Source organism: Neorickettsia sennetsu str. Miyayama, from assembly GCF_000013165.1.
In the GTDB taxonomy this organism is placed as follows: domain Bacteria; phylum Pseudomonadota; class Alphaproteobacteria; order Rickettsiales; family Anaplasmataceae; genus Neorickettsia; species Neorickettsia sennetsu.
On the sequence record NC_007798.1, the window covers coordinates 254,613 to 278,176 of the forward strand.

Annotated in this window: 22 protein-coding genes and 1 tRNA gene; 16 read left to right on the forward strand and 7 right to left on the reverse strand. The window is 40.9% G+C overall.

Going from position 1 to position 23,564, the window contains the following annotated elements:
* The 4 genes from NSE_RS01295 to NSE_RS01310 all read right to left on the reverse strand — a co-directional run bounded on the left by NSE_RS01295 (position 1) and on the right by NSE_RS01310 (position 5,264).
* Positions 1–1,863 carry a sigma-70 family RNA polymerase sigma factor gene (locus NSE_RS01295; protein WP_011451708.1) on the reverse strand — a complete coding sequence of 621 codons (1,863 nt, stop codon included), beginning with the start codon at positions 1,861–1,863 and terminating at the stop codon, positions 1–3.
* Between the two features lie 99 nt (positions 1,864–1,962).
* A complete protein-coding gene (locus NSE_RS01300; RefSeq protein WP_011451709.1) occupies positions 1,963–4,185 on the reverse strand; it encodes an AAA family ATPase in 2,223 nt (740 codons plus the stop codon).
* A gap of 26 nt (positions 4,186–4,211) precedes the next feature.
* The gene (locus NSE_RS01305; RefSeq protein ID WP_011451710.1) at positions 4,212–4,523 is read right to left on the reverse strand and encodes a hypothetical protein; all 312 of its coding nucleotides are present in this window, start codon (positions 4,521–4,523) and stop codon (positions 4,212–4,214) included.
* 66 nt (positions 4,524–4,589) lie between these two features.
* Positions 4,590–5,264, reverse strand: coding sequence for an ABC transporter ATP-binding protein (locus tag NSE_RS01310; RefSeq protein ID WP_011451711.1), 675 nt, complete (start codon positions 5,262–5,264; stop codon positions 4,590–4,592).
* 254 nt (positions 5,265–5,518) lie between these two features.
* Here NSE_RS01310 and NSE_RS04155 point away from each other — a divergent pair, with 254 nt between their 5' ends.
* Positions 5,519–5,647, forward strand: a complete 129-nt coding sequence (locus NSE_RS04155) for a hypothetical protein (protein WP_011451712.1) — start codon at positions 5,519–5,521, stop codon at positions 5,645–5,647.
* 64 nt (positions 5,648–5,711) lie between these two features.
* Here NSE_RS04155 and NSE_RS01315 read toward each other — a convergent pair whose 3' ends face one another.
* Positions 5,712–7,634: a ComEC/Rec2 family competence protein gene (locus NSE_RS01315; protein WP_227028969.1), complete on the reverse strand. Its 1,923-nt coding sequence runs from the start codon at positions 7,632–7,634 to the stop codon at positions 5,712–5,714.
* Positions 7,635–8,056: 422 nt separating this feature from the next.
* Between NSE_RS01315 and NSE_RS01320 the strand changes: the two genes are divergently transcribed.
* The 6 genes from NSE_RS01320 (at position 8,057) to NSE_RS01345 (ending at position 12,233) form a co-directional block, all read left to right on the forward strand.
* The gene (locus NSE_RS01320) at positions 8,057–8,989 is read left to right on the forward strand and encodes an aminomethyltransferase (RefSeq protein WP_011451714.1); all 933 of its coding nucleotides are present in this window, start codon (positions 8,057–8,059) and stop codon (positions 8,987–8,989) included.
* Between the two features lie 300 nt (positions 8,990–9,289).
* A complete protein-coding gene (gene yajC, locus NSE_RS01325; protein ID WP_011451715.1) occupies positions 9,290–9,592 on the forward strand; it encodes a preprotein translocase subunit YajC in 303 nt (100 codons plus the stop codon).
* A 15-nt stretch (positions 9,593–9,607) separates the two neighbouring features.
* Positions 9,608–10,342 (forward strand): pyridoxine 5'-phosphate synthase, encoded by a 735-nt coding sequence (locus NSE_RS01330; RefSeq protein ID WP_011451716.1) that lies wholly within the window; start codon positions 9,608–9,610, stop codon positions 10,340–10,342.
* 69 nt (positions 10,343–10,411) lie between these two features.
* Positions 10,412–10,720 (forward strand): 50S ribosomal protein L28, encoded by a 309-nt coding sequence (gene rpmB / locus NSE_RS01335; protein ID WP_011451717.1) that lies wholly within the window; start codon positions 10,412–10,414, stop codon positions 10,718–10,720.
* Positions 10,695–11,585 carry a lipoyl synthase gene (lipA, locus tag NSE_RS01340; protein ID WP_011451718.1) on the forward strand — a complete coding sequence of 297 codons (891 nt, stop codon included), beginning with the start codon at positions 10,695–10,697 and terminating at the stop codon, positions 11,583–11,585. The genes rpmB and lipA overlap by 26 nt, the downstream gene beginning before the upstream one ends.
* A gap of 168 nt (positions 11,586–11,753) precedes the next feature.
* Positions 11,754–12,233 (forward strand): type II toxin-antitoxin system RatA family toxin, encoded by a 480-nt coding sequence (locus NSE_RS01345; RefSeq protein WP_011451719.1) that lies wholly within the window; start codon positions 11,754–11,756, stop codon positions 12,231–12,233.
* A 118-nt stretch (positions 12,234–12,351) separates the two neighbouring features.
* Here NSE_RS01345 and NSE_RS01350 read toward each other — a convergent pair whose 3' ends face one another.
* Complete coding sequence (locus NSE_RS01350) at positions 12,352–13,164, reverse strand: pyruvate, water dikinase regulatory protein (RefSeq protein WP_011451720.1); 813 nt, start codon at positions 13,162–13,164, stop codon at positions 12,352–12,354.
* A gap of 69 nt (positions 13,165–13,233) precedes the next feature.
* Between NSE_RS01350 and NSE_RS01355 the strand changes: the two genes are divergently transcribed.
* The 9 genes from NSE_RS01355 to rpe all read left to right on the forward strand — a co-directional run bounded on the left by NSE_RS01355 (position 13,234) and on the right by rpe (position 22,593).
* A tRNA-Arg gene (locus tag NSE_RS01355) sits at positions 13,234–13,307 on the forward strand.
* Positions 13,308–13,717: 410 nt separating this feature from the next.
* A complete protein-coding gene (locus tag NSE_RS01360; RefSeq protein ID WP_011451722.1) occupies positions 13,718–14,476 on the forward strand; it encodes a transporter associated domain-containing protein in 759 nt (252 codons plus the stop codon).
* Positions 14,477–14,588: 112 nt separating this feature from the next.
* The gene (locus NSE_RS01365; RefSeq protein ID WP_011451723.1) at positions 14,589–15,989 is read left to right on the forward strand and encodes a hypothetical protein; all 1,401 of its coding nucleotides are present in this window, start codon (positions 14,589–14,591) and stop codon (positions 15,987–15,989) included.
* Positions 15,990–16,176: 187 nt separating this feature from the next.
* The gene (locus tag NSE_RS01370; protein WP_011451725.1) at positions 16,177–16,596 is read left to right on the forward strand and encodes a ferredoxin family protein; all 420 of its coding nucleotides are present in this window, start codon (positions 16,177–16,179) and stop codon (positions 16,594–16,596) included.
* A gap of 21 nt (positions 16,597–16,617) precedes the next feature.
* On the forward strand, positions 16,618–17,070 hold the full coding sequence (locus NSE_RS01375) for a hypothetical protein (protein ID WP_011451726.1): 453 nt from the start codon (positions 16,618–16,620) through the stop codon (positions 17,068–17,070).
* A 118-nt stretch (positions 17,071–17,188) separates the two neighbouring features.
* Entirely contained in the window at positions 17,189–18,712 is a 1,524-nt protein-coding gene (gene cysS, locus NSE_RS01380) for a cysteine--tRNA ligase (RefSeq protein WP_011451728.1), read from the forward strand.
* Positions 18,713–18,810: 98 nt separating this feature from the next.
* Positions 18,811–19,005, forward strand: a complete 195-nt coding sequence (locus tag NSE_RS01385) for a hypothetical protein (RefSeq protein ID WP_011451729.1) — start codon at positions 18,811–18,813, stop codon at positions 19,003–19,005.
* 212 nt (positions 19,006–19,217) lie between these two features.
* Positions 19,218–21,641 (forward strand): DNA mismatch repair protein MutS, encoded by a 2,424-nt coding sequence (mutS, locus tag NSE_RS01390; RefSeq protein WP_227028970.1) that lies wholly within the window; start codon positions 19,218–19,220, stop codon positions 21,639–21,641.
* 298 nt (positions 21,642–21,939) lie between these two features.
* Positions 21,940–22,593 (forward strand): ribulose-phosphate 3-epimerase, encoded by a 654-nt coding sequence (gene rpe / locus NSE_RS01395; RefSeq protein WP_041917489.1) that lies wholly within the window; start codon positions 21,940–21,942, stop codon positions 22,591–22,593.
* 149 nt (positions 22,594–22,742) lie between these two features.
* Here the strand turns inward: rpe and map are convergent, their stop codons facing one another.
* A complete protein-coding gene (gene map, locus NSE_RS01400; RefSeq protein WP_011451732.1) occupies positions 22,743–23,531 on the reverse strand; it encodes a type I methionyl aminopeptidase in 789 nt (262 codons plus the stop codon).
* Positions 23,532–23,564 lie beyond the last annotated feature (33 nt).

The window sequence follows — 23,564 nt, forward strand, 5'->3', positions numbered from 1 at the left end:
TTAGTATTTAAGGAAAGTCCGTAATTTTATAGATCGGCTTGGACTTCTCATTTTTCTTAACGACTTAGACTCAATTTGTCTGATTCTTTCCCTTGTTACATTGTACAGTATCCCGACTTGTTCGAGAGTGAGATTTGTTCCTCTGTTTAGGTCAATTTTTAGAGACTTCAAATAGTGTTCATCTTCGGGACTGTGTACACTGTTGCATAGTCCAAACCTATACCTCAGGATTTTTTCTTCCCTTGGGGAGAGCATTGCGAGCGCTTCATCCAGAACTTTCCTCAAGTTTTTTGAGAGGACTACGTCCACTTGGCTTACCGCATTCTTATCCTCTATAAAGTCGCCAAAAGAACCACTATTACTGTCATCGCCCACTGGTGATTCCAGACTTATCGGATCTTGATTCACTTTGAGCGACTTCTTAACCTTATCCGGAGAAATTTTAAGTAGATTTGCAATCTCCTCGACAGTAGGCTCTCTACCATTGAGGTTGTACAGTCTCCTTCTAGTCCGCATTACCTTATTTGCAGTCTCGTGTATGTGTACAGGTTTTCTCACTATGCTTCCACAATCTGCTATAGCGCGGGTTATAGCCTGTCTGCACCACCAAGTTGCGTATGTAGAGAATTTATGCCCCCTTCTATGATCAAATTTATCTACTGCTTTCATCAGACCGATATTTCCTTCTTGAATCAGATCGGGGAATGGCATACCTCTATTAGTGTACTTCTTAGCAATTGAGATCACTAACCTCAAATTAGCTTCTACCATTCTATGTTTTGCTGCATTCGCATTATCTAGGTGAGTAGCAACCTTTCTGGTTAGAAAGCTGATACTTCTATAGTCCATTCCTTCATTTTTTTCCAGCTCTCTAATTGGAGAGAGAAATTCTTCAAGAGAGAAATGTGTGTCGCAAATATTGTGTTCCTTCAGAAGTTCTGATAGGACCACAGCATCCAGGATGTGTACTTTACCTTTGATGAGGACCGTTCTATCTAAGCCATGTTCTTCTAAGAATGTGAGGAGTACCTTTTTCTTTTCGAGAATAAGCTCGTTCTTTTTTCGAGTGTTCTCGAAAAACTCAGCAAGAAGCTTTGGGTTGAGCTTCACTTGGTTTAAGTGGTTTACTGCAAGAGTGTGCAGTTCTCGATATTCTGGGTCGAGTATCACCTCGCCATCTACAATTTTTACCATCTGTCCTTCTTTCGCTTTATCGAGCGCGGATGTGATTATTGTTTCGAGCTCACCAAAGATATCTAAGACCTTCTCCATAAGCTCCTCGTCAGACATCTGGTTTCCTTCTTCTGGTTTGCCATCCATGCCTTCAAAGAGGTCGTCTCCTTTGCCTGTTTCCTCAGTAAGTTCACTCTTTAATCCTGAGTCTGATTCTATTACTTCACGCAACGAGATTGTGCATTCTCTCAGTTTTGTTCCGAGATTTACTATACTCTTCAGTACTGAAGGGAAGAGTAAAACCGCGGAAAGCGACTCAAATTTTTCTGCTACAATGGCCTTTGCTATTTCTACTTCATCATCTCTAGAAAGGAGCTTGACGTAGCTCATTTCACGAAGATATAGCCTTACTGGATCGTCCGTGTGACCTAATATGTCAGCGGCTTCGTCCTCTTCTTCATCTTCTTCCTTGACTTCTTCACTGAGCTCGTCTTCCTCATCCTTTTCTAGGATACCTATTCCGGATTCCTCCAGTTTGCTTATTGCTTCTTCTATGCAATTTAAATTTTCAAAATCCTCATCTGAAAATGAGTCACTCAACTCACCATACGTGACGAAACCTCTTTTTACTCCTTTAGTGATCAGTGCTTTAACAACTTGATGAAACTTAGAACTGTAACCTTTTGTCATATGCTATAAACACAAAACGTTCCCCACGCAAATAAGAAAGTGCAAGTAGGACGGAAATATTGGTGAAGACTAAAAAATTGCAAAAATCAAGAAGAATACCTACACCAAACAGCCGTCCTTGATGGTCAACTCTATTTCGCTAGCTTTAGAACGCAACATCCTATCCGAAACCGCCTGCATTATATCATTCCTGATGGTCCTTTCTATAGTTCTGGCACTTATTTTACCAGATGAGTGCCTTGCAACTAGTAACTTTACTACTTCATCTGTAAGCTTAAGCTTAATTCCTTTTTCTTCAAGGAGAGCACGAATTTCAGTTGCAGACTTATTTATTATTTTTTCCACGCTATTTTTGTCAAGTGTATTGAAGACTATTGCAAGATCGAATCTATCAAGTAGTTCTTTGTTGAAAAAACTTGCAAATTGAGCTTTCTTATCGGTTTTCTTGCCATCTTGAGTAAAACCAAGAGAATTATTCTCAATAAAAGTACTTCCAACGTTTGTCGTGCAGGCCATTATGCAGTTTTTGAACCTACTCTTTTTCCCAGTGCTATCCGTTATGCAGCCATAATCAAGAATCTGAAGGAGAATGTTTTGAAAATCAGCATGTGCCTTTTCTATTTCATCAAACAGGATAAGTGAACTGCCTTGTTTAAAAAGTATCTCAGCTATAAAGCTTCCCTTATCATGTCCCACGTATCCTGGAGGTGCACCTATCAATCTTGAGACAGCGTGGCCTTCCATATATTCGGACATATCAATTCTCACAAACCGCATGCACAAGTTTTTGGCAATTTGTTTAGCAAGCTCTGTTTTGCCGACACCCGTAGAACCCCCAAATAGGTACGAAGCCAAAGGTTTTTCACCTTTTAATCCAAGTAGCCCAGGTCTCAGCGAATAGATGACCTGCTCTATGATATTGTCTTGATCGAAAATTTCTGCCTTAAGGTTTCTCTCAAGGGAAGTTAATACTTCCTCCACGGTATAATTTAACTGTGCAAGCGGAATATTAAAACGCTTTGCAAGCGTTTCCCTGACATACTTAATATCTATTTTTCTATCGCGCCTTTTTTTGATATCGAATAACTCCGCATTGTATGATGCACCCAAATCATCCATTAAATCTATAGCTTTATCGGGGAAGGCTCTGTTTGGTATGTATCTGTGGGCTAGATTTACTATCTCATTAAGGGATGCCTTCGTATAATGCACCCTGTGAAAATCCTCGTAATATGACTTTGTCCCGTCAATTATATTTAGAGTGTCACTTATAGATGGTTCCTCTATTTCTATCCGCTGAAATCTCCTATCAAGTGCTGCATCTTTTTCAAAGTGTGTGGAGTATTCTCTATAGGTCGTAGCGCCAATACACCTGAGAGGACCCTTTGTCAGAAATGGCTTTAGAAGATTTCCTGCATCAATAGAGCCATTACTTGTTGAGCCAGCACCGACGATTGTGTGGATTTCATCTATAAAAAGTATTGTATTCTTACTACTGGATATTTCGTTCATGACTGTTCTAATACGCTCTTCAAAATCACCCCTATAGCGTGTACCTGCGAGTAAAGAGCCTATCTTGAGTGCATACACACGTGTATTTCTCAGCTTCTGTGGGACGTTACCACTGACTATCGCATGTACCAAGCCTTCTACTATGGCGGTCTTTCCAACCCCAGGTTCACCGACGTAAATAGGATTGTTTTTGGTTCTCCGTAAAAGAATCTCTATTGTTCTCTCAATTTCCTTTTTTCTATCAATGAGTTTGTCTATCCTTCCTTGAATAGCTAGCTCATTCATGTCCGTGCAGTATTCCTTTAAATTATCAAGTTCTGCACTTCTGAGTGCATCCGTATTTGCAGTAGATGTACCTCCAGTTGGGGACCCTTTACGGGACTTCATCACGTGAGACATGAGCTCTGTAAGTGTTATATTGCTTTCTGTGAGAAACGAGAATGCATAGGAATCTTGTTCACAGAACAGTTCGATCAAAACATGTAGACCTGTGATTTGTCCAAATTCCGCTATGTTTGCATGAATTTTGCTTCTCTGTATGACGCGTCTTAATCCAAGTGTTGGTTTGATTTTGCTTATATCGACACATTCATTGGAAAGGCGTGCGAAAAACTTTGCTGTGCTAAGAAAATGAATAAGCGAATCCCTTAGTTTGGCAAAATTCATGCTTGAGTTGAAGGCGATTCTCGAAACTTCTTCGTCATCCGTGAGGGCAAGAAGAAGATGTTCCAGTGTGACGTAAGAATGCGAAAAACTCCGTGCCAAAACGAGCGCGTTCTGAAGCGTATTCTCTAAACTAGGCGAGATCATTGCGTGAAAAGAGACAAAACAAGGAACTATTCTTTAAGGGGTGAAATACCCAGTTCCAGTCCGTGCGACCGAACGGACGGACCTAAGTCCTGTATAATTGTCTCTGCAAGGTCAGAGTGATACGTCCCGAGAAACCACTCACCTCGCTGTATCAAAGACTCACACAGTGCTTCCACATCATTTTGTCTTAATTTTAAGGTATCAGTGCCCAAACTTCTAATTTGTTTCAGATCGACGCTCGGGGCAGCTTTTTTAACAAAGACTCTGTACAAGGATGGCTTTATCTCGACAACTTCAGACTCATCAAAGCACCAACCCTGTTTTCTTTTGTTTATCATAAGCTCAAAGCCCGAATACCCTGCATTAACTTACTGAGATTCTACGCAAAATAGGTAAAGAAAATCCTATATAGAACTGATCAAAGAATGGTTCACGATTTCAAGTACTCTGCTTGCTTTTTGCAAAAAAGACGGATCATGAGTTGCAAGAAATACCGCACTGCCATTTTCCTTGGCAAAACTACAAACCAAATCAAACACGTCTTTTGCAGTATTTGGATCAAGGTTACCAGTCGGTTCATCTGCTATTATCAACGCCGGCTTCTTTATCACTGCTCTTGCGACTGCTACGCGTTGCTTCTGTCCACCCGAAAGCGTGTCGACCGGTTGGTATGCAACTTTCTCTAATTTTAGAAACTCAAGCAATTCCTTCGCTCTTTTTTCTGCAATTGTTTTTGGTGTTCCAGATATAAGAAGTGGTAGCATAACGTTCTTTAGTACATTAAGTTCGCTAAGCAAATGATGGAACTGATATATAAAGCCTATTTCTTTTCTACGGAGTGTTGTGTCCAAGTGAGAAGCCTCTTTCCCACAGATTTTCACCTTCCCGGAGTCCTGCTTATTGAGTAATCCTGCAATTTGCAGAGTAGTAGTTTTTCCAACACCAGAGGCACCGATCAATGCGATAATTTCTCCTGTATGAATTTGCAGATTTGTGTTACGCAGTATTGCTATTTCTTGCTCTGTTTTGTCCCTAAAGAATTTTGAAACGTTACAAAACTCCAGCGCTAATCCTGACATGATAATGTAGAGACTTGGTGTCCAATGATGTTGCTGTTATGAGTAAAAATCAATATTACGGACTATATTATGAATAGGTGAAACTCGTTTTTAGTCACCTCGATCATCAAATTAGATTGCTAAGGAATACCAAATAGTTGAGCACGCTTGTGTACTTATGTTGCTGCATGTGATGAAAATTAGTACTTGTGTTTTTGTCCTTTAGCATCTTCCACATTGTCTCAATGAGTATCTGATGTTGTATTACTTGGAAAGTGTCGAAAATAATGGTTCTTTCTGTCCTTCTTATTGTGGTCTTGATTGTGTTGTCCTATTTGAGCTTCTATTCTGAAGAAAAGCATCAACCTGATCAAAGTATTATTCCAGGGGGTGTAGTGGTATAACTTCTCGCCTTTTATGGGGAGAGTGGTTTAAGCCATATATTCGAATATACCTTGTTTACATGCGCTAATTATAGCTCTGTACAGGGTTTATTGGACATCTACTGTACTGATCGCTGTAATGTGGTTTCGATGCGAGAATCTCTTGTGGCCAATTTCTTCCCCTTGTCGTTTTTATTCCATTGTTCTGCATAGAGATAAACGTATTTTGATTTTCTACTATTTCTAGTGAGGAACATGTTCTTTTGTTATCTACTATTGGTCCATTCATGTGCACAGAAAAGTTGTTATGTGTTCTGTTTTTTGCGTCCTTTGTAAAAGTGATGGTGATTGTTTTGCCATTTTTTGTACACACGTACGAGTTTTCCCGTTTTTCTATTTCGCTATTAGGTATGTTAGATATTTTGCTTGCCTTGCATCCTGAATACTGCAGCCATTTCTTTGCGATGAAATTTTGTGGAACTCTTGACGCATTAAGAAAGTATAGGTTGTTGTCTTGTGATCGTATCGCGATATTCTTCTCTGAGATGAAGATATCTGGTAGTGGCGAGAATTTTATCATCGCAATTCCCATCGCAATGGGCATTATACCCAGGTATCGCTTCCATGTTGTACCTATAAGAAGCGATAAGGTTCCGGTGACCATTACAAGCAACGTTGTTCCGGAAAAGCCCTGCACGTTGAAGTAGCCTAGGTTTAAGTGGCTAAACGATTCCATGAGGCTTAGTAATATTTTTATTTCAGTTGAAAGGAGGGCATATAAAAGCTCGGAATCATATAAAGGCATGAGGAGCAGTATTCCGGCAAGTGTCGGTATGACTAAGAAAGATGTGAACGGTATTGCTATAGCGTTTGCAGCCACTCCAATCACAGAAAGATAGTGAAAGTGATATGAAATGAAAGGGGCAGTGGCAGCAGTCGCAAAAATCGAGGTTTTTATTATCCCCAATAGGCATGTGAACGGTTTAAGTATGCTCTTACAGAACGATTTTATTTTGCCTTTGTGAACTGAATCGGTGGAGAATTTGTGTAAAGAGAGAAAAGATCGTCGCGTAGTATTGTTGCTAGGTTTGGTCTGATGTTTTGATTGTGGGATCAGTGTCATTTCAGGTTGTATTACTGCTGTTAACTCCTTAATGTCGAATTTTGACTTTCCTATTTTAAAGAGAGGAGCAAATTCTGTATGTATGTACGGGGATGACCTTCTGTTACATGAGCATATTCCAAGTACAGCAAAGAATGACATTTGAAAGCCCGGTTTGAATATGTTCTCGGGATATAAAACGATTAAAACGGTCGCTGCAAAGATGATAGAACGTAATGTATCTGGTTTTTTATCCAGCAGTATTGAAAGGAAAAAAGTACATATCATTATGCAAGCTCTCTGAGCAGATGTCTGCATTCCAGAGAGTTGTAAATAAAAAATACTCGATGCTATTCCAGCGATAACAGAAAGCTTTTTGATGTCGTACCTGAGTGTTAGGTGTGTAGAAAACGTACAAGATCTTCTCAGAAGGGAAAAGAAAAATAATCCTACTAATCCCATATGTAATCCAGAAATTGCTAACAAATGAGATGTTCCTGATTTTCTAAATAACTCATTTATTTTTGGATCTATTCCATCTCTTTTACCTATTGTGAGTGCTAGAGCTATTTCAGAAGGTATTTCCGCCAAGTTGTATTTGAATTTTTCATGAATGACTTTTCTGATACGTGGAAAAATAGATTGGTGACTTGTTGGTTTTACTACCGTGATTTCTCCGACTAGTCTTCCTGTAGCCCTTACACCGCTAAAATATTGAAACATGGCAAAGTCATAGCCTGATGGTGTTGCCGCACCTTGTACTGGTAATAGGTACGCGGAAAAGTTTACTATATCGCCCGAGTGTAGATCTGTTAGACTTTTTGTCGAATGGAGTTTTAAAGAACTTCCAGCGTGCTTCACCGTGATTAGCATTCCAGATTTTTTGTGTGAAAGACTTTGCACCATGCCTGTTGCGTTTTGAATGTATTGGGGCGTTTTGATCATTTCTGTATAGGAAACCAGCGTTCGAATTTCTGCGATAATAAATCCCGCGGAAATTATGACACATATCAGTGTTACGGTTCTGGCTTTTTTAGCTATATAAGCTAAGAATAACTGTAGCCCTAGCCCAAATATTGTGAGTACCAAATGATGCGGTCTTGGGTAAAAAGTAGCTTCAAAGAAAAGTATAATCCCGATACTTAACAGGAAGGGGATCCATACAAAGAGCTTTGTTTGATTCTTTGTACTCAAAATTTATTTCTAAATAATATTGGTATTAACCATTTTGTTGTATCTATTCAGAAATAGCGATAGTTGTCATGGTAGTTTCATAGTAGATTTCAGGTGATAATCGACTATCAGGAGCACATTTTATCTGTGAGTGAATGCATTTTTTCCAGGATAAGACTAACTTTTATTCTATTGGCGGTGAGAGGGTGAAAGCTTTCTTACAAGGGATCATTACCTGCAATGTTGAGACACTCGAAGATTGTGCTTATGGATTGATACTCACCCCAAAGGGGAGATTTATTTGTGACCTATTTGTGTATAGATGTTCAACAGAAACGGAGCTTCTACTAGAAACTAACCGCTGTAATACGGAAGCCCTCTTAAGGGTGCTTGATCTATATAATTTCAAGAGAAGTATTGTTATCCAGGAAAAGGCTTACTTCTCATATGTAGGAATTCCTAAAGGTGCTGATGCATGTGCTACTCAACCTGAAGAAGCTAATCAAGACACATGCAGGGGTCCAAGAATAAAAAAGTTAACAGATGCAGTCCGTGATGTATGTAAGTTCCTGGAAATAGTTGAAGGAGCGAGTGAAACGAAAACACAGCTTGGGCTCATCGAGAAATGTTTGTTCTGTGTTCGGGATCCGAGGAACAGAAAATTAGGTTTTCGAGTTGTTTTATCAAGTTCTGAATTTCCAACATCGGAAGTTTGCCACGAAGAATATCAACGAATAAGAATCATGAGCAAAATCTCAGAAGCTGGAAAAGAGCTGAAGCCCAATACCTTTCCGTTGGAATATGCAATGGATTACGCTTTTGATTTTAACAAGGGCTGCTACGTAGGGCAGGAAGTAATTTCCAGGTTTAGGATAAGGGATTTTATTGAGAGAGCCTTATTCTGTCTTCAGAGTGAGGAAGGAGCAAGTATCGAAGAGGGTGATAAAATATACTTGGGTGATGATATGGTCGGGTGTCTCAGTTCATGTTGCCAAAATTACGGTCTAGCAGTGCTACCAAAGTGTGTACTAAAGCAGGGTGCAATCATTAAACATCAATCCGGCAAACCAGTCACAATTCTGGTGTAAAGAAATGAAATCTACTTTTTTTTACTTAAAAATATGATATTATGGCAACTAAAACGCTAATATTATAATATTTTTGTTTTAGTACTTGTAAAATTTTATCTAAATCAGTGAAGTTGGGCGCTGATGATGGGTTAATTTATTATTACTTATTGACGCTTGGTCTTTTAATTTTACCGTGTGTGGGTGTGCTTTTTTTTAGGGCTTATCGGTCATTGATGGTACATTCTTCATGTTTCCTAATCTAGGCAGAAAAGGTGAGTGGGGTGTGCTATATTCTGATTGTTTGGTTTGGATATTTTTATGTCTTTTTCGCAGATCTTTACCAGTACTAGCACGGGTTCTGATTCTATATTAATGAGTTTGCTCCCTCTGGGTATTGTTTTTTTTGTGTTCTACGTATTTGTAATACGTCCGCAAAGCAAAAAGATGAGGGAGCATCAGAATATGCTTAAAGCATTAAAAGTTGGAGATCCCGTTATTACGGCTAGTGGAATCAGCGGGACAGTTGCAAGGATAGATGACAAAAATGATATGGTACATCTTCAGGTAGCTGAAGGGGTGATAGTCAAAATTTTAAAGAATTTTATTTCAGAGAAGAGATAGGGGTATATTGGAATAATGACGAGAGTAAGTATTAATTTGGATAAGGTTGCGCTCCTTAGAAATTCAAGAAGTGCTGGAAGTCCCGATATCAAATATGTTGCGAATCTTGGCATTATGAGCGGTTGCAGCGGAATTACTTTGCATCCCAGGGCAGATAGGAGGCATGCTTTAATTGAAGATGTTCAAATAATACTTGGCTTGAGCGAGGTTGCTTGTGGAGAAGTGGAATGCAATGTAGAGGGTGATCTAAGACCTGAAATAATAGAACTTGTGGAGGCCAGTTCTATACATCAGTTTACGATTGTCCCGGTTAGAGATGGTGAAAGAACCACGGAAAGAGGGTTTTCCGTTGGAGAGAAAGCAGAACTGCTTGGTTCGACTATAGAGAGGATCAAGAAAAAAAGAAATGTGCGCGTAAGCCTTTTCGTAGAGCCAGAACCTGCATCTGTGAAGTATGCTGCCGAGGTTGGTTGTGATGCCGTTGAGCTTCATGCCAAGTGGTATGCGCGCGCATTTTGTACTCATCGTGAATCTGAGGAAATCAAGAGACTGCATTTTGCTGCGCTAGAGGCGAGAAATCTTGGACTGAAAGTAAATTTAGGTCATGATCTCAGTCTGGTAAATATTTCGACTGTAATAAATAAAATAAGACCAGATGAAATTTCTATAGGGCATGCCCTTATAGTTGAGTCATTCTTACAGGGCTTCTCAAGAACCTTAAGAAAGTATGTTTCTATCGCTAGTGGCTGAAATAACATCTGCCATTTTGGCGATCTATATGGTATAAGACTATAGCTGTAGTAGTTTCTCTGAGCGTCGATGAGCAATTCTTGTGATCTAACAGGCCACGGTTGGCAAAATGGTAATATGGTTTCCCATTCGAACAGGAAAACAAAAAAGCGCTTTATGCCAAATCTTCAAAGGGTTACGGTTTTTAGTGATGTGCTCAAACAGAAATTTAGGTTTAAAGTTTCTGCTAAGACCATCAGAACCATAGATTTTAAGGGTGGCTTGGATGATTTTCTTAGGAACACTAAAAATTCAAAACTGAGTAAGTCGGCACTAGTTTTGAAGAAGCGTATAATGAAGAAGGTGTCAGGTGATGGAACGAACGATAGAAAAGCCTAGGATTCGTGTTTCTGCGGATAATCGTGCTTTTCTCGAGACTTCCAGGCTTGTAAGTGCATGTGGGTTAAACACTGTTTGCCAAGAGGCTGCCTGTCCGAACATTAGTGAGTGCTGGAGCAGTAAGCATGTCACCGTGATGATTTTGGGTTCTGTCTGCACGAGGGCTTGTAGATTTTGTAATGTTACGACCGGCAAGCCTGAGTTACTCGACCCTCATGAACCGGAAAAACTAGCTTCGGCAGTAGGTAAGCTTGGCTTGAGGCACGTTGTTATAACTTCTGTTGATAGGGATGATCTTGACGACGGGGGTGCAGAACATTTTGCAAGCTGCGTAAGGAGAATTAGAGAAACTTCGCCTGGTACGAGTATAGAAGTTCTCACTCCGGACTTTCTTGGTAAGGTAGGTGCAAGGGACATCATAATAGCTGCGGCGCCGGATGTTTTCAATCATAATGTGGAGACTGTGCCACGTCTGCATCCTAAAATAAGGATTAAGGCAAGATACTTTAATAGTCTTTCCTTATTGGAGGAAGTCAAAAGAAAGGATCCACGGATTTTTACGAAGTCTGGTCTAATGCTGGGACTTGGTGAGGAAAGAAGTGAGGTTTTGCAGGTTATGGACGATATGCGTGTGGCAGGGATCGACTTTTTAACTATTGGTCAATATCTGCGGCCAAGCAAGAAACATATGGAGGTGCAGCGCTATGCAACAGATGAGGAATTTCAATATTACAAGGAAGCTGCGTACGCACGGGGGTTTCTCATGGTTGCGTCAAGTGCTTTGACACGTTCTTCTTATCATGCGGACGAAGATTTTTTGCATCTAAAAAATGCTAGAGCTGGGGCTCTGGCGAAGTTGGTCTAAATTGTATGGTAAGCTAAGGTTTTGCAATATGCATAACTTCGTGTTTTAAGTGATCTTTGCAATGCATTGTTTAGAATTGTCTTATTTGAACGTTTTTATTGCTTAGAACACGACCTAGATTGCAAAAGTAGTGTTGTTAAGACTTTTCCGTTATTGCTGTGTTGAGAAATGTCTGGACGGTGTTCATATCGTGATTGCAAGATTCTCCCTTTTAGTGCTTATTGCACCTTTGCGATTGTCCTTGATGTGGTACGCTATCCGGAGTTTATACCTTGGTGCGAACAGATACGGATTATTTCTAGGGAGAAAGATACAATACGGGCTGAAGTTGTGATTTCGTTTAAAGGAATACGCTCAAGCTATATTTCTGTAATAAAGTTCTTGCCACCAACATGTGAGAGGGGTGGCTACATAGAAGTCAGATCAACCGAAGGTGTGTTTAGGCACCTATATACCTTGTGGGAATTTCATCCACAAGGAAGCTCTTCAAAGGTGGCATTCTACATAGAGTATGCATTGAGGTCGAGACTTGTAAATTCCATGGTCAAGCTTATGTATGGCGCAGCGCAGAAGAGAATAATAGAAGCTTTTGAGCAAAGATGCAGAACGGTAGCAAATTTATACGAGCCACATCAAAGTGATAAGTAAAGCAACCGTATCACGCTATCAGGAAAGTGGTTTTACCTTGTGACACTATGTGTCCTTACAAAAAGAACCATAATTGTATAGTGTGTAAGATTTTACGTGCAAGTGCTCAGTATGGAATTTAGTACTTTCTCATTGTGTACTCCTTCATTATTGCTGCAGCAATTTCCTCAACAGACCTGTGTGTGACATCTATAACCGGCCAGTTATTTTTTATGAATGTTTTACGCGCATTTGTGAGTTCTTCTAAGATCTGCTCTCTGTCTGCATAAACTGGGTTATCATAGTTTTGTGATATAGAGAGTCTTGCTTTTCTTATTTCTATAAGTCTGTCTGGGTTTATGGTCAGTCCCACTATTAAGATATTTTCCAGCGTAGTGAGTTTCGCTGGCAGTGGTATGTTATTCACAAACGGAATATTTGCAACTCTATAGCCAAGATGTGACAAGTAAACACTTGTTGGGGATTTTGAGGTCCGTGATGGTCCCACTATTATGATGTTTGCCTCATCAAGGTCCCATGTATTTTGGCCATCATCATGAGTGAGAACGTAATTCATCGCATCAATCCTTGCGAAGTAGTCTTCGTTGAAGGTTTGGTACTCTTCCTTACTTGTGTGTATTGGTTCGATTCCTAAATATGAAGAAAGTTCCCTTATTACCCGTGAAAGTACCGCTATACAAGGGATTTTTCTCTTTTGACAGAAATCTTTTAATGTGTCTCGTATTATCCGTTCCCTTATCGAGTAGAGTACAAAGGAACTTCTCTCAATATGTAAAAAGACCTGTTGCAATTTTTCAATGCTTGTCGTAGATGGCCACAGATGGTGCTCTGCAGAGACCAAGTGTTCGAATCTTTCTAGAGATGCCCTTGAGACTGCAATTAATGCGTCTACTCCATAGTCCGAAATTAAGTGCACATTTAGTTGTTTCATTGTTGTTGTTGATTTATACTTTCCGTCGAGCTCCTAGCGCTGTTTCGGATATCAATTACTAAATTTTACGCGCCCTTAGCTCAGCAGGATAGAGCAACAGCCTTCTAAGCTGTGGGTCAGAGGTTCGATTCCTCTAGGGCGCAGAGACCCTGTGTGTATATTGGGCTTGCACTTTTGTTTGTCTAGACTGTCTTTCAGCATTTAATGCTTATGATTTTCCGGTTTCAGGGGGAACTTGGCAACAAATCTTGTTGTGGTCTATTTACCGCATCGGGGTTTGTCTTTTGTGACTGACTTTAGATAAAGTTTTTTCTGATCTGACAGAGGTGGCTCTGTATAAGGGTTCATTGATCTTGTATTGTGATTTAGGTGCTTGTGCCCTGCTCAGAAAAGTCAAAACGGACGGTTCACCATTTGTTGGTAATTTTTCCTTAGCCTCATGTAGGAACAGACCTAGGTGATTTCTGCAGGGTGTGTTCTTCAGAGAATTGTTCGGTTTCTCAGATTTACAAAGCATTTTTTTTAGATTATAATATCCCATCGTTTATGTGCCTTGTTTCGTCCCATATTTAGTTTTCTAAAAAAGTTCGTTGCATGGAAGCGGAGGGATGTGTCTGCTCAGGATGGTTCTTTCCTTGCAAAGTTAGACAGCATATACGTAGAGGACATAATGGTTGAGCGTTCTAAAATTGTTGCGCTTGACGTTCGTACAATGGGTGAAGGATTGCTAGAAGTCCTGAAGGGTATTAGCCACAGTCGGGTACCCGTCTTTGATGGTAATTTAGACAAAATAGTTGGGTTTATTCACGTAAAGGATGTGTTGAACCGTATGGGTGCTCCTTTCAATATAAGGAGTGCGTTGCGCAAAATTGTATGTGTTCCACCTTCGATGAAGGCCTCTGGATTGCTGATGGAAATGAAAGCTGCTCGTGTTCATGTAGCGGTGGTTGTCGATGAGTTCGGTGCGACTGTGGGTGTTGTTACAATGACAGACATTGTTGAACAAATACTTGGAGATATTCAGGACGAACATGGGGTTGATGCTGAGCCATCTTTTCTTCGTGTTGGTAGCGATAAATTTGAAGTCTCAACCGGGATTGAGATGAAAGAATTTCTTGATAAATCTGGTCTAGAATTAAAAGCGGGTCATGGTTCCAGGACTTTAGGTGGTTACATATTGAGTATTGCTGGAAAAGTTCCCTCGGTTGGGGACGTTGTATCTTCCCCTGAAGGAGTGGAGTTTACAATCTTAGATGCAGATAACAAAAAGATCGGGGTAGTTTTAGTTGATGCTTCTCGCATTGAGAACTAGTCTGGAGTGTTTTTTGTTTGTCAGTTTTGGTACACGGTTTTTCCTGTGACATGTTGTTCTTGCATTGGGTGTTATAATAGTTAGATGGAGTGCGATTAACTTGGAGGGTTGAATGCAAGGTAAAATAGGCCGGTTTGCGCTGGCTGCAGCTCGCATGAGCAGAAATATCGGTGGTGCTGTACTCAATACTGGCAAGGCCGTTCTTCTTGCGACTCCACGTAAGATGAAGTTGGGCATCGCAGAGAGATTTGGTGATCTTATTAGTGGTGCTAAAGAGTGGGAGGTCTTGCATAAGGCTAATACTAATCGTTTTACGAAAACAGCCTTAGGTGCAGATTGGACCAGCCATACAAAAACTTTGGATGGAGCAAAGGATGTTGAGTTTAGTGTACCAAGGGCGCTAGTGCCACAGGATAGTATACATGCCCTTGAAGGTTATCTGAATGCTATTGCAAGTGGTGAGGGAATAGCCGAGGCGCGAGAGAAGAATAAGGGGAATCATCTGTATCTTCTGCATGCTGAGTTTGTTGCCCTCGGTGGTGGTGTAGAAATTAGAGAGAATGGTAAAAATAACCAGGCTGAGCTTGTGATTAAGATCCCACTTTGTGCAAGCAAGGCAGAGTTTCAAGAGCGAGTTGCAAAGGCTATAAAGGCCGCGGGAATAGAGGATTCATGCTCGGTTAGAGAAGCTACTGAGCGGTTGTGGAAGAGAAAGGATGTAGACTTTGGAAAAAGCACTAGTTCTACACAGTGCGATCACGAACACAACCACCATCCTTCTAAGCCTGAGAATCAATATAATCCGGTTAGCAATGCCGGACTGAATATGGCAAAGAGCATGCCTGAGCTCCGCGAAATGGAAAAGCAAACACCTGTAACTCCAACTAGATCGCAGTCTACGAGCGATCTGCGTAGTGCTATCTTAGCAATGAGGCTAAAACCGATTGCAACTCAGGAAAAGAGTGCAGTTATTGATGCTGCAAATTCTCTTGTAGAGTTACTGAGATATAGGGATCTAGAAGTGTGTGGTGGTCTTACGGATGTGGATTTATGTAAACTTAGGAGCGTTGCAATAGAAATGAGGTCTACCGGCTCTTTAGACCTTTCAGATAGCCAGAGAGGTTGTTTGCCGGAGGGCCTAGGAGCCAAGCTACATGCGTTCAAGGCGGGATGTGATCAAAAAATTGCAGATTTGGAACGTGGTGAGCAGAATCTTCCAGGAAGCAGTGTGGATCCATTGCCGAGTGCAGTAGTGGAGGAGATTAGGGGGTATAAGTCCGCAGGAAGAGCTGCTGAAAATTTGGTGTTTGCGATTGCAGCGCTCCCCGCTTTAGCGAGTCATTTGGGTGTTGCGCCTGTGCAATCCCCCTTTAAGTCTTCCCTTGCAGGAGCGCTTCTGAATGCGGCTTCTGGTATCCCAATATCTGGTGTGGACGAGACACAGGGTCTACAGCATGCTCCATCGCATACTCCGGAAAATATGGAACATGCTGTGCATGGACAAGGTAAGTAGCTTGAGAAAAGTGTTGACTTTCCTGTTGTTCTACATTGAGCAAGTTGCGTACTTGTCTTGCTGACATGAATTTGAAGGAGGTGTGCTTCTGTCTTCATTGTTTTGTTGTGCTCAGTGGGTCTTTTATGGATTTGCCAAGTATGAGTATGTCGGTTAGACTGTGTGAGTTATGTGTTTGAGCACCTGTATGCCGCATGTTGTCACGGAGAAATGCGTGAAATGCAAGTACACAGACTGCGTTGAAGTCTGTCCTGTAGACTGCTTTCACGAAGCTGGGGAGTATTTGGTGATAGATCCAGATGTCTGCATAGATTGTGGTGTTTGTGTTCCTGAGTGTCCGATAGAGGCGATAATTAGTGATGAAACGTATATTGATGGAAAAAGTTTAGGGGAGATTATTTCTGTGTCGGATGCTTCTCTGCTTACTAAAAAGCAGCTTGATGCAAGGTTTATGCTGGTTTTTAATCGTGAGAGAGCGGCTGAGCTGCCCTTGATAGTTACAAAAAAGGATCCTTTGGATGGAGCAGAGAAATGGGCTGAAGTTCCAAATAAAATTTGCTATATAAAGCAGACAGAAAGTAAAGAAAATGGTATAGACAATGGTTAGGGAGTTGCTTCGTTTGGTCGTATGAGTTCTGGTAGTGGTGAGTCGTTTCTTGATCGGCTGAAAAAGAAAAAGCCTGTGAGTAGTGGTGGAGATGGAGGGGGTGGATTTGCCTCTCGTTTTACTCAGAAAGCCTCACAGGGGAGTGCTGCTTTCTCTGAAAAGTTTTCCGGAGCAAAGCCTAGTGGTGGTTTTGCTTCTCAAAAGGGTGTTCAGAAAAGCAAGAAGGATGCTGCAGGTTTTGCTGAGAGTGTCCGAAAGAAGCGTAGCGACTGTGTATACCTTGTTCGTGGCAAGGATAAAAATAGGCCAGCTTGGCACTACGTTCTTGTGGATAAGGTTAAGAAGGAAATGTTTCTTGCTGCTGCAAAGAGTGGCTCCATAGATGTTAAGGATTACGGGGAAATATTATATTCTGGTTGGGGCGAAGACCCTCCTGAGGACATTAAGAAGAAAATTGAAGAAGAGTACAACTGATTCTTCTAGTTGTGGATATCAAACTAAGCAACCCTTGTCGCTTTTTGCTATGGTTTGTGTGCTTTTCCTCTTTCCAGGACTTTACGCGAATGTGCAGTTGCATTTCTAGATCAGTGAAATGAAGTTGAGGGTTCATAATACACTTTCTGGCTTAAAGGAAGAATTTTTTCCTTTAAGCAGCGAAGTGGTGCGCATGTACGTGTGTGGACCAACTGTATACGATGTTCCGCATATAGGGAATATCAGGGCTTCTGTAGTGTATGACATTGTATATAGGGTCCTACTTAAGCTTTTTCCTGAAGTTATTTATGTGCGTAACATTACTGATGTAGATGACAAGATTATAACAGCTGCGTCTGTCCGAGGTGTCAAGTGTGATAAGGTTGCGCTTCATTACGAACATATTTTCCATGAGCATTTAGGCTTGCTTAATTGCCTTTCGCCAACTGTTGAACCGAAAGCTACGCAAAACATAGGTAAAATGATTTCCATGATTCAAGCGCTTATAGATAATGGGAATGCTTACTCCGTGGGGGGAAATGTATATTTTGATGTAGGCTCATTTGCTGAATATGGGGTACTTTCCAAGAGAAAAAAAGAGCAATTGGTCTACGGTGTGCGGGTAGAGAAGGATGTCGATAAAAAGCATCCAGGGGATTTCATATTGTGGAAAAGTGATGATCATGTATATTGGCCAAGTCCGTGGGGAAACGGGCGACCAGGGTGGCATATAGAGTGTTCTGCTATGACTTTAGCAACGTTAGGTGCAGATTTTGACATACATGGTGGTGGCGCAGACTTGAAGTTTCCCCATCACGAAAATGAAAGAGCTCAAAGTATGTGCGCTAATCCTGGTTCTCAATTTGCCCGCTACTGGGTTCATAATGGCTTTCTCACAGTAAATGGGGAAAAAATGAGTAAGTCCCTAGGGAATGTTGTTAATGTTGATACGCTAGTTGAATCAGGTGTTACACCAAATGTGATCCGTTTTGTACTTATTAGCACTCACTACAGTAAGCCGTTGGACTGGAATGATGCCATGGTCGGAGAAGCGATTAACTCTTTAATAAAATTCAAGCTTGCTCTTTTGGATAGCGGTGTTCTGCCTAAAAGTAAAAGCCATATAGGTAGTCTGAATATAGGAGTTTGTAGTGATAATGCTGAGGATGAGGAAGTCGACCCAAGAAGCTGCGCATCTGAGGTTATCGTTGCACGGAATAAGAGAAAAGCAAAAAACTTCTCGAAAAAAATGAATGAGATTTTTAATAAGTTCGGGGGTTTAGGTGATGATTGTAGTATTTACACAAGGGAATTTTTTGAGTGTATGGCAGATGATTTTAATACTCCTGGCGCTATTGCCGTTCTGCATAAACTTAGTGATGGGGTTCGTCTTGTTGGTGCAGAAAAAGTGAATAATTTAGCACACCTTCTTTATAATTTATTGATCTTCTTAGGTATAGACTTAGGGGTGAGACAGTCCAGTGTATCCGAAGATTTTATCCGTTCGCAATTGCAGAAGCGCGCTGATTGTAAGCGGCAAAAGGACTTTGTTGAGGCCGATAGGATTCGCTTTGCGTTGGCTAAAATGGGAGTTCTAATCAGAGATCACAAGCATGCACCCACAGATTGGGTGTCTCTTTAGTACTGGCTTTGCCTTTGCAGCAGTATTGTACTTTACTTTAGAGTGCAGTATACTATATACACAATCCTGCTGTAAGTTTTCAAGCATATATTGTTCGTATGCCGAAAAGTTTGGTTTTTTTTTCTTCTCTAAGTTCAGATGCTGCTGCTGCCGCTGCTTCGCTGCAAAGTAGTGTTCTACAGGCAGGCCTTGATTTAGGTGACTTGTGTCAGTCCTCTGCAAATGATACGTGTATTGTTCAGCAATGTGATGCTGTTTCTAATTCTCACGAAAATAGAATAGAAAGAGGATAGGGTTCCTTCTGTCGTCTGGCTTTTTGCTTTTCTGTTTCCTTGAATACGAGGTTTGCTGTTCTCGCTGCGTTCTTGTTTGTATCTCTCCTTTACTTGCTGTCACTAATCTATCTTTAAGCACATTTGCTTCTGGCAATCTCCGCTTTAGTGAGAGAGAATTGTTCATTTTGGACTGGTCTTGTTTGTTTATGTCAGAAGAATTCCCGCCTGCGATGAAACGGTATTTGGAAGTCCGATGCCAATACCCAGATGCGGTTGTTTTCTATAGAGTAGGTGATTTCTACGAGATGTTTTTCGAAGATGCACGCGAGGTATCGCATCTACTAGGGTTGCATCTTACTCGAAGGGGTACGTACAAGGGGAAAGATATTCCGATGTGTGGGGTACCAGTTTCTTCTTGTGAAGTTTACATAAACAAATTAGTAAAGCTAGGTCGTAAGGTTGCTATTTGTGAGCAATTGGAAACAGCAGAGGAAGCAAAAAAACGTGGTGCCACAGCTATAGTCAGAAGAGATGTAGTTCGGCTGGTTACTCCTGGGACACTTACTGAGGATAATCTTCTAGTGAGTGGGGAGAACAACTATTTACTCTGTGTTGCTCCTGGGAAGAATGAGATTGGTCTGGCATGGTTGGATATTTCTACAAAGAAGATTGTCTTCACAAGTGCCAACCCAGCTTCTTTGGAAAGCTATCTCGCGAAAATTGAGCCCAAGGAGGTATTACTTCCAGATGCAATTGATTCAGAACTGAGAAAAGTTATAGAACAACACAACATCCATATAACGAGACGTCCCAATAACCTTTTTCAATTTGATTATGCCGCAAATGAATTGAGAGGGTTTTATAATGTTCTTCAATTGGGTTTTATGGATGCTAGATCTCCATGCGAAATTGTTGCTTGTGGTGCTCTGATTGCTTATGCGCGTGCAACACAAATGGGGGAGCTAAAACGGTTAGAATTTCCAAAACGATACGAGAAGGGCTACTATCTTGCGCTTGATGCATCAACTATTCGAGGTCTGGAGTTAATCGAATCGCAAACACCAGGTGAGAAGAATAGTTTACTGCAAGTAATTGACCAGACGTGTACAGCAGGAGGTAAAAGGCTTCTAAAGAGCTATATCGTTTCTCCGCTGATATCGGTCGAAGAAATTCAAGCCCGTCAAGACAAGGTAGAATTTTTCTTTATACAAGAAGAGTTGCGAAAAAAGGTGCGTACCGAACTTGCTAACATTCCAGATGCAGAGCGAGCACTGTCGCGCATTGCACTGAATCGTGGAGAACCAATTGATTGTCTTGCTGTGCATTCCTGTATGAGGAGTTCGCTATTACTCGCTGAGTGTTTTTCTGCTTTCCTAGAGAATGGTTATATTAGAAGCATATATGACAAATGTGCTCCAGATGATGAATTGATGGAGACTTTGCGCACTGCGTTTTTACCAACTTCTAATAGAAAAGTGGATGGCCCGTTTCTAGATCCTACACATCATCCCAAACTTCTAGAGTTGAATAGGTTATCCACCAACGCTGATGTGGTGATAAATGATTTGTTAAACACATACAAAAGGAATACTGGGATTAACTCTTTGAAATTGGGTAAGAACAACCTTATAGGCTACTATGTTGAGGTTCCTAAGTCCGCGCCGCTTCTTGATAGTGAAGTTTTTATCCACAGACAATCCTTGTTGAACAATATACGCTATACAACTCTTGAGTTGCAGAATTTGGAGGCACAGATAGCAAAAGCAAACGAGAACTACAGAAAGTTAGAATTGGAACTTTTCAGGGAACTGTGTGGAAAAATTCTTGCATCTGAGGGTCCACTGAAAGAAATGATCGCAGCAATAGCAGAACTGGATGTTATAGCTTCCTTTGCTGAGATTGCTGTTCAAAGAAAATATGTGCGTCCACAGGTTGATAATAGTAACGAACTGCGCATTTCTGGGGGTAGACACCCATTTGTAGAACAGGTGAATGCATTTGTGCCAAATGATCTAGCTTTTACCTCCGCAGAGCGTGTGTGTGTTTTAACTGGGCCTAATATGGCTGGAAAAAGTACTTACCTGCGTCAAAATGCATTGATAACTATACTTGCTCAAATGGGTTCGTTTGTGCCAGCTGATTCTGCTCACATCGGTGTTGTAGATAGGGTTTTTAGTCGCATTGGCGCATCTGATAATATTGCCATGGGCAAGTCAACGTTTATGGTGGAAATGATGGAGACAGCAAATATAGTTAATAATGCGACATGCAGATCTCTCGTAATCTTAGATGAGGTTGGGAGAGGTACGTCTACTCTAGACGGTATCTCAATCGCACAAGCTGTTCTTGAATATTTGCATGACTCAGTGAACTGTAAGACTATTTTTGCAACTCATTACAACGAGCTTTGTGATCTGGAAAGTAAACTCCCACGGATGAAATGTTACTCAATTGAAGTAAAGCGCTGGCGAGATGAGGTTCTTCTAATGTATAAAATTGTTCCTGGGCGAGGTGATAATTCGTATGGAATACATACAGCAATGCTTTCTGGTATTCCAGAAGCGATTATCCGTCGCGCAACCGAAATAGCGAAGGAAAAGAATCTCAGCATTGAGAATTCCCTTTCTAATGAAAGGATCAGAGTGAAACACTAGTGAGGGATGGTACGTATCATTTGTTCTTAAATTTTTTGAGTTTCTCATGAGTCAATATGGGTTACTGGGTCGGTGTGGGGTATTCTTTAGGTTATTAATTTAAAGAAGGCGTTGTTTGCATAGCGTGTGCAACTGGAATCCATATTGAAAGCGTTTATCTTTCCTTTCTGATTACCGTGACAAATAAATATAGTGGTAGTTGTTGTACAGTAGTGTCGATATGTGACTGTTTAACTTTGAAATTGTGCTTTTCCTGACGTACATTTTAGAATCTACCTAGTTTAATCCTTTGCATCGGATGATTAAGATCTCCCCTTCCTTACTGTCAGCTGATTTTTTAAATCTACATTCTGATGTGAAACTGTTAGAAGAGTCAGGGGCCGACTCGATTCACATTGATGTGATGGATGGGCACTTTGTGCCGAATTTGACTTTTGGACCTGTCATAATAGAGCAAATAAAGAGAATCACATCAATTCCTATTGAAGTACACCTAATGATCCTGAATGCTGAGCAGACTTTTCAGGACTATATCAATGCAGGAGCGGACACCATTTTTGTGCACAGTGAAGCATGTTTTCACTTGGATAGGATGGTTAATGCAATAAAAAGTCAGTCTGTCAAAGTAGGTGTTGCGTTAAACCCAGCTACTTCTGAGGAAGCACTAAGATATCTATACAACTCGATAGATGCGGTTTTGATCATGACTGTGAATCCAGGTTTCGCATCTCAGGTTTTTCTTACATCCCAGCTTGCTAAAGTGAGTTTGGTGCGACGTCGCATAGTGGAACTTGGTGTTGATGTAACCCTTGCTGTTGATGGTGGAATAAATGCCGAAACAGCAAATCTTGTAGTCTCCGCTGGTGCCGGGACCCTTGTTACAGGGTCGTATCTCTTTTCTAATAGAAAAAATCTTGGCGCTAAGATTGCATCATTACGCGTGCTTGCATGATTTTCATCTGAGTTGGATTTTACATATCTTGATGGCAGAACGTAGTTTCTACGCAAGTGCGCGCACGTTATTTTGAGAACTGTGCTTTATTATAGTGTTGCACGCTGGTGGGACGTGAAATACATTTAACGTGTAGCTGTTTCACAGCTCTAAAAGTTTGGAGTATGTAATCCAGCTGGTGAAAGAGTAAAGATTTCATATCCGGTTTGGGTTACTCCAATAGTGTGTTCAAATTGTGCTGACAAGGACAAATCCTTAGTTCTAACGGTCCATCCATCCCTCCGATCGAGTATTACATTAGCTCTACCCGCGTTTATCATTGGCTCGATGGTGAAAAACATTCCAGGTAGCATAATAAGGTCGCTATTTTCATCCGATGCGTAATGTACAACATTTGGTGGTGCGTGAAATGTTTGTCCTATACCATGGCCACAATATTGGTGGACTATTGAGTATTCGTATTGCGAGGTGTGTGTGCTTATTGCGTGACCAATTGCATTAAATGGTACGCCTGGTTTAACCACTGCAATGCCGGCCATCATTGCTTCATAAGTGGCTTTACACAGTCTCACCGCTTTGATTGAAGGTGTTCCAACGAAATACATCCGACTTGTATCACCGTGCCAGCCATTCAGAATAACTGTGACATCTATATTGAGTATATCTCCATCTCTTAGGGGTACAGCATCTGGGATGCCGTGACAGACAACATTATTTTTTGAGGTGCATATCGATTTTGGAAAGCCTTTGTAATGCAATGGTGCCGGAATAGCACCTGCAGCAACTATAAACTCGTGACATAACTTGTTTAGTTCATCAGTTGTAACACCTGGTTTTACATAATCGGTAATGTAATCCAGTACTTCCGCGGCTAAGTGGCCAGCTTTTCTCATGGATTCAAAATCTTTCTCTGAATGTATTTTTATGTCTGTGACCATAAGCTTAGTAGATCTTCTCCCAATTGTGAGTTC

Coding starts and splice junctions, on each gene's coding strand:
- NSE_RS01295 (WP_011451708.1), bottom strand. CDS start 1,863: ATGACAAAAGGTTACAGTTCTAAGTTTCATCAAGTTGTTAAAGCACTG.
- NSE_RS01300 (WP_011451709.1), bottom strand. CDS start 4,185: ATGATCTCGCCTAGTTTAGAGAATACGCTTCAGAACGCGCTCGTTTTG.
- NSE_RS01305 (WP_011451710.1), bottom strand. CDS start 4,523: ATGATAAACAAAAGAAAACAGGGTTGGTGCTTTGATGAGTCTGAAGTT.
- NSE_RS01310 (WP_011451711.1), bottom strand. CDS start 5,264: ATGTCAGGATTAGCGCTGGAGTTTTGTAACGTTTCAAAATTCTTTAGG.
- NSE_RS01315 (WP_227028969.1), bottom strand. CDS start 7,634: ATGGTGCAAAGTCTTTCACACAAAAAATCTGGAATGCTAATCACGGTG.
- NSE_RS01320 (WP_011451714.1), top strand. CDS start 8,057: ATGCATTTTTTCCAGGATAAGACTAACTTTTATTCTATTGGCGGTGAG.
- yajC (WP_011451715.1), top strand. CDS start 9,290: ATGTCTTTTTCGCAGATCTTTACCAGTACTAGCACGGGTTCTGATTCT.
- NSE_RS01330 (WP_011451716.1), top strand. CDS start 9,608: ATGACGAGAGTAAGTATTAATTTGGATAAGGTTGCGCTCCTTAGAAAT.
- rpmB (WP_011451717.1), top strand. CDS start 10,412: ATGAGCAATTCTTGTGATCTAACAGGCCACGGTTGGCAAAATGGTAAT.
- lipA (WP_011451718.1), top strand. CDS start 10,695: ATGGAACGAACGATAGAAAAGCCTAGGATTCGTGTTTCTGCGGATAAT.
- NSE_RS01345 (WP_011451719.1), top strand. CDS start 11,754: ATGTCTGGACGGTGTTCATATCGTGATTGCAAGATTCTCCCTTTTAGT.
- NSE_RS01350 (WP_011451720.1), bottom strand. CDS start 13,164: ATGAAACAACTAAATGTGCACTTAATTTCGGACTATGGAGTAGACGCA.
- NSE_RS01365 (WP_011451723.1), top strand. CDS start 14,589: ATGCAAGGTAAAATAGGCCGGTTTGCGCTGGCTGCAGCTCGCATGAGC.
- NSE_RS01370 (WP_011451725.1), top strand. CDS start 16,177: ATGCCGCATGTTGTCACGGAGAAATGCGTGAAATGCAAGTACACAGAC.
- NSE_RS01375 (WP_011451726.1), top strand. CDS start 16,618: ATGAGTTCTGGTAGTGGTGAGTCGTTTCTTGATCGGCTGAAAAAGAAA.
- cysS (WP_011451728.1), top strand. CDS start 17,189: ATGAAGTTGAGGGTTCATAATACACTTTCTGGCTTAAAGGAAGAATTT.
- NSE_RS01385 (WP_011451729.1), top strand. CDS start 18,811: ATGCCGAAAAGTTTGGTTTTTTTTTCTTCTCTAAGTTCAGATGCTGCT.
- mutS (WP_227028970.1), top strand. CDS start 19,218: ATGAAACGGTATTTGGAAGTCCGATGCCAATACCCAGATGCGGTTGTT.
- rpe (WP_041917489.1), top strand. CDS start 21,940: ATGATTAAGATCTCCCCTTCCTTACTGTCAGCTGATTTTTTAAATCTA.
- map (WP_011451732.1), bottom strand. CDS start 23,531: ATGGTCACAGACATAAAAATACATTCAGAGAAAGATTTTGAATCCATG.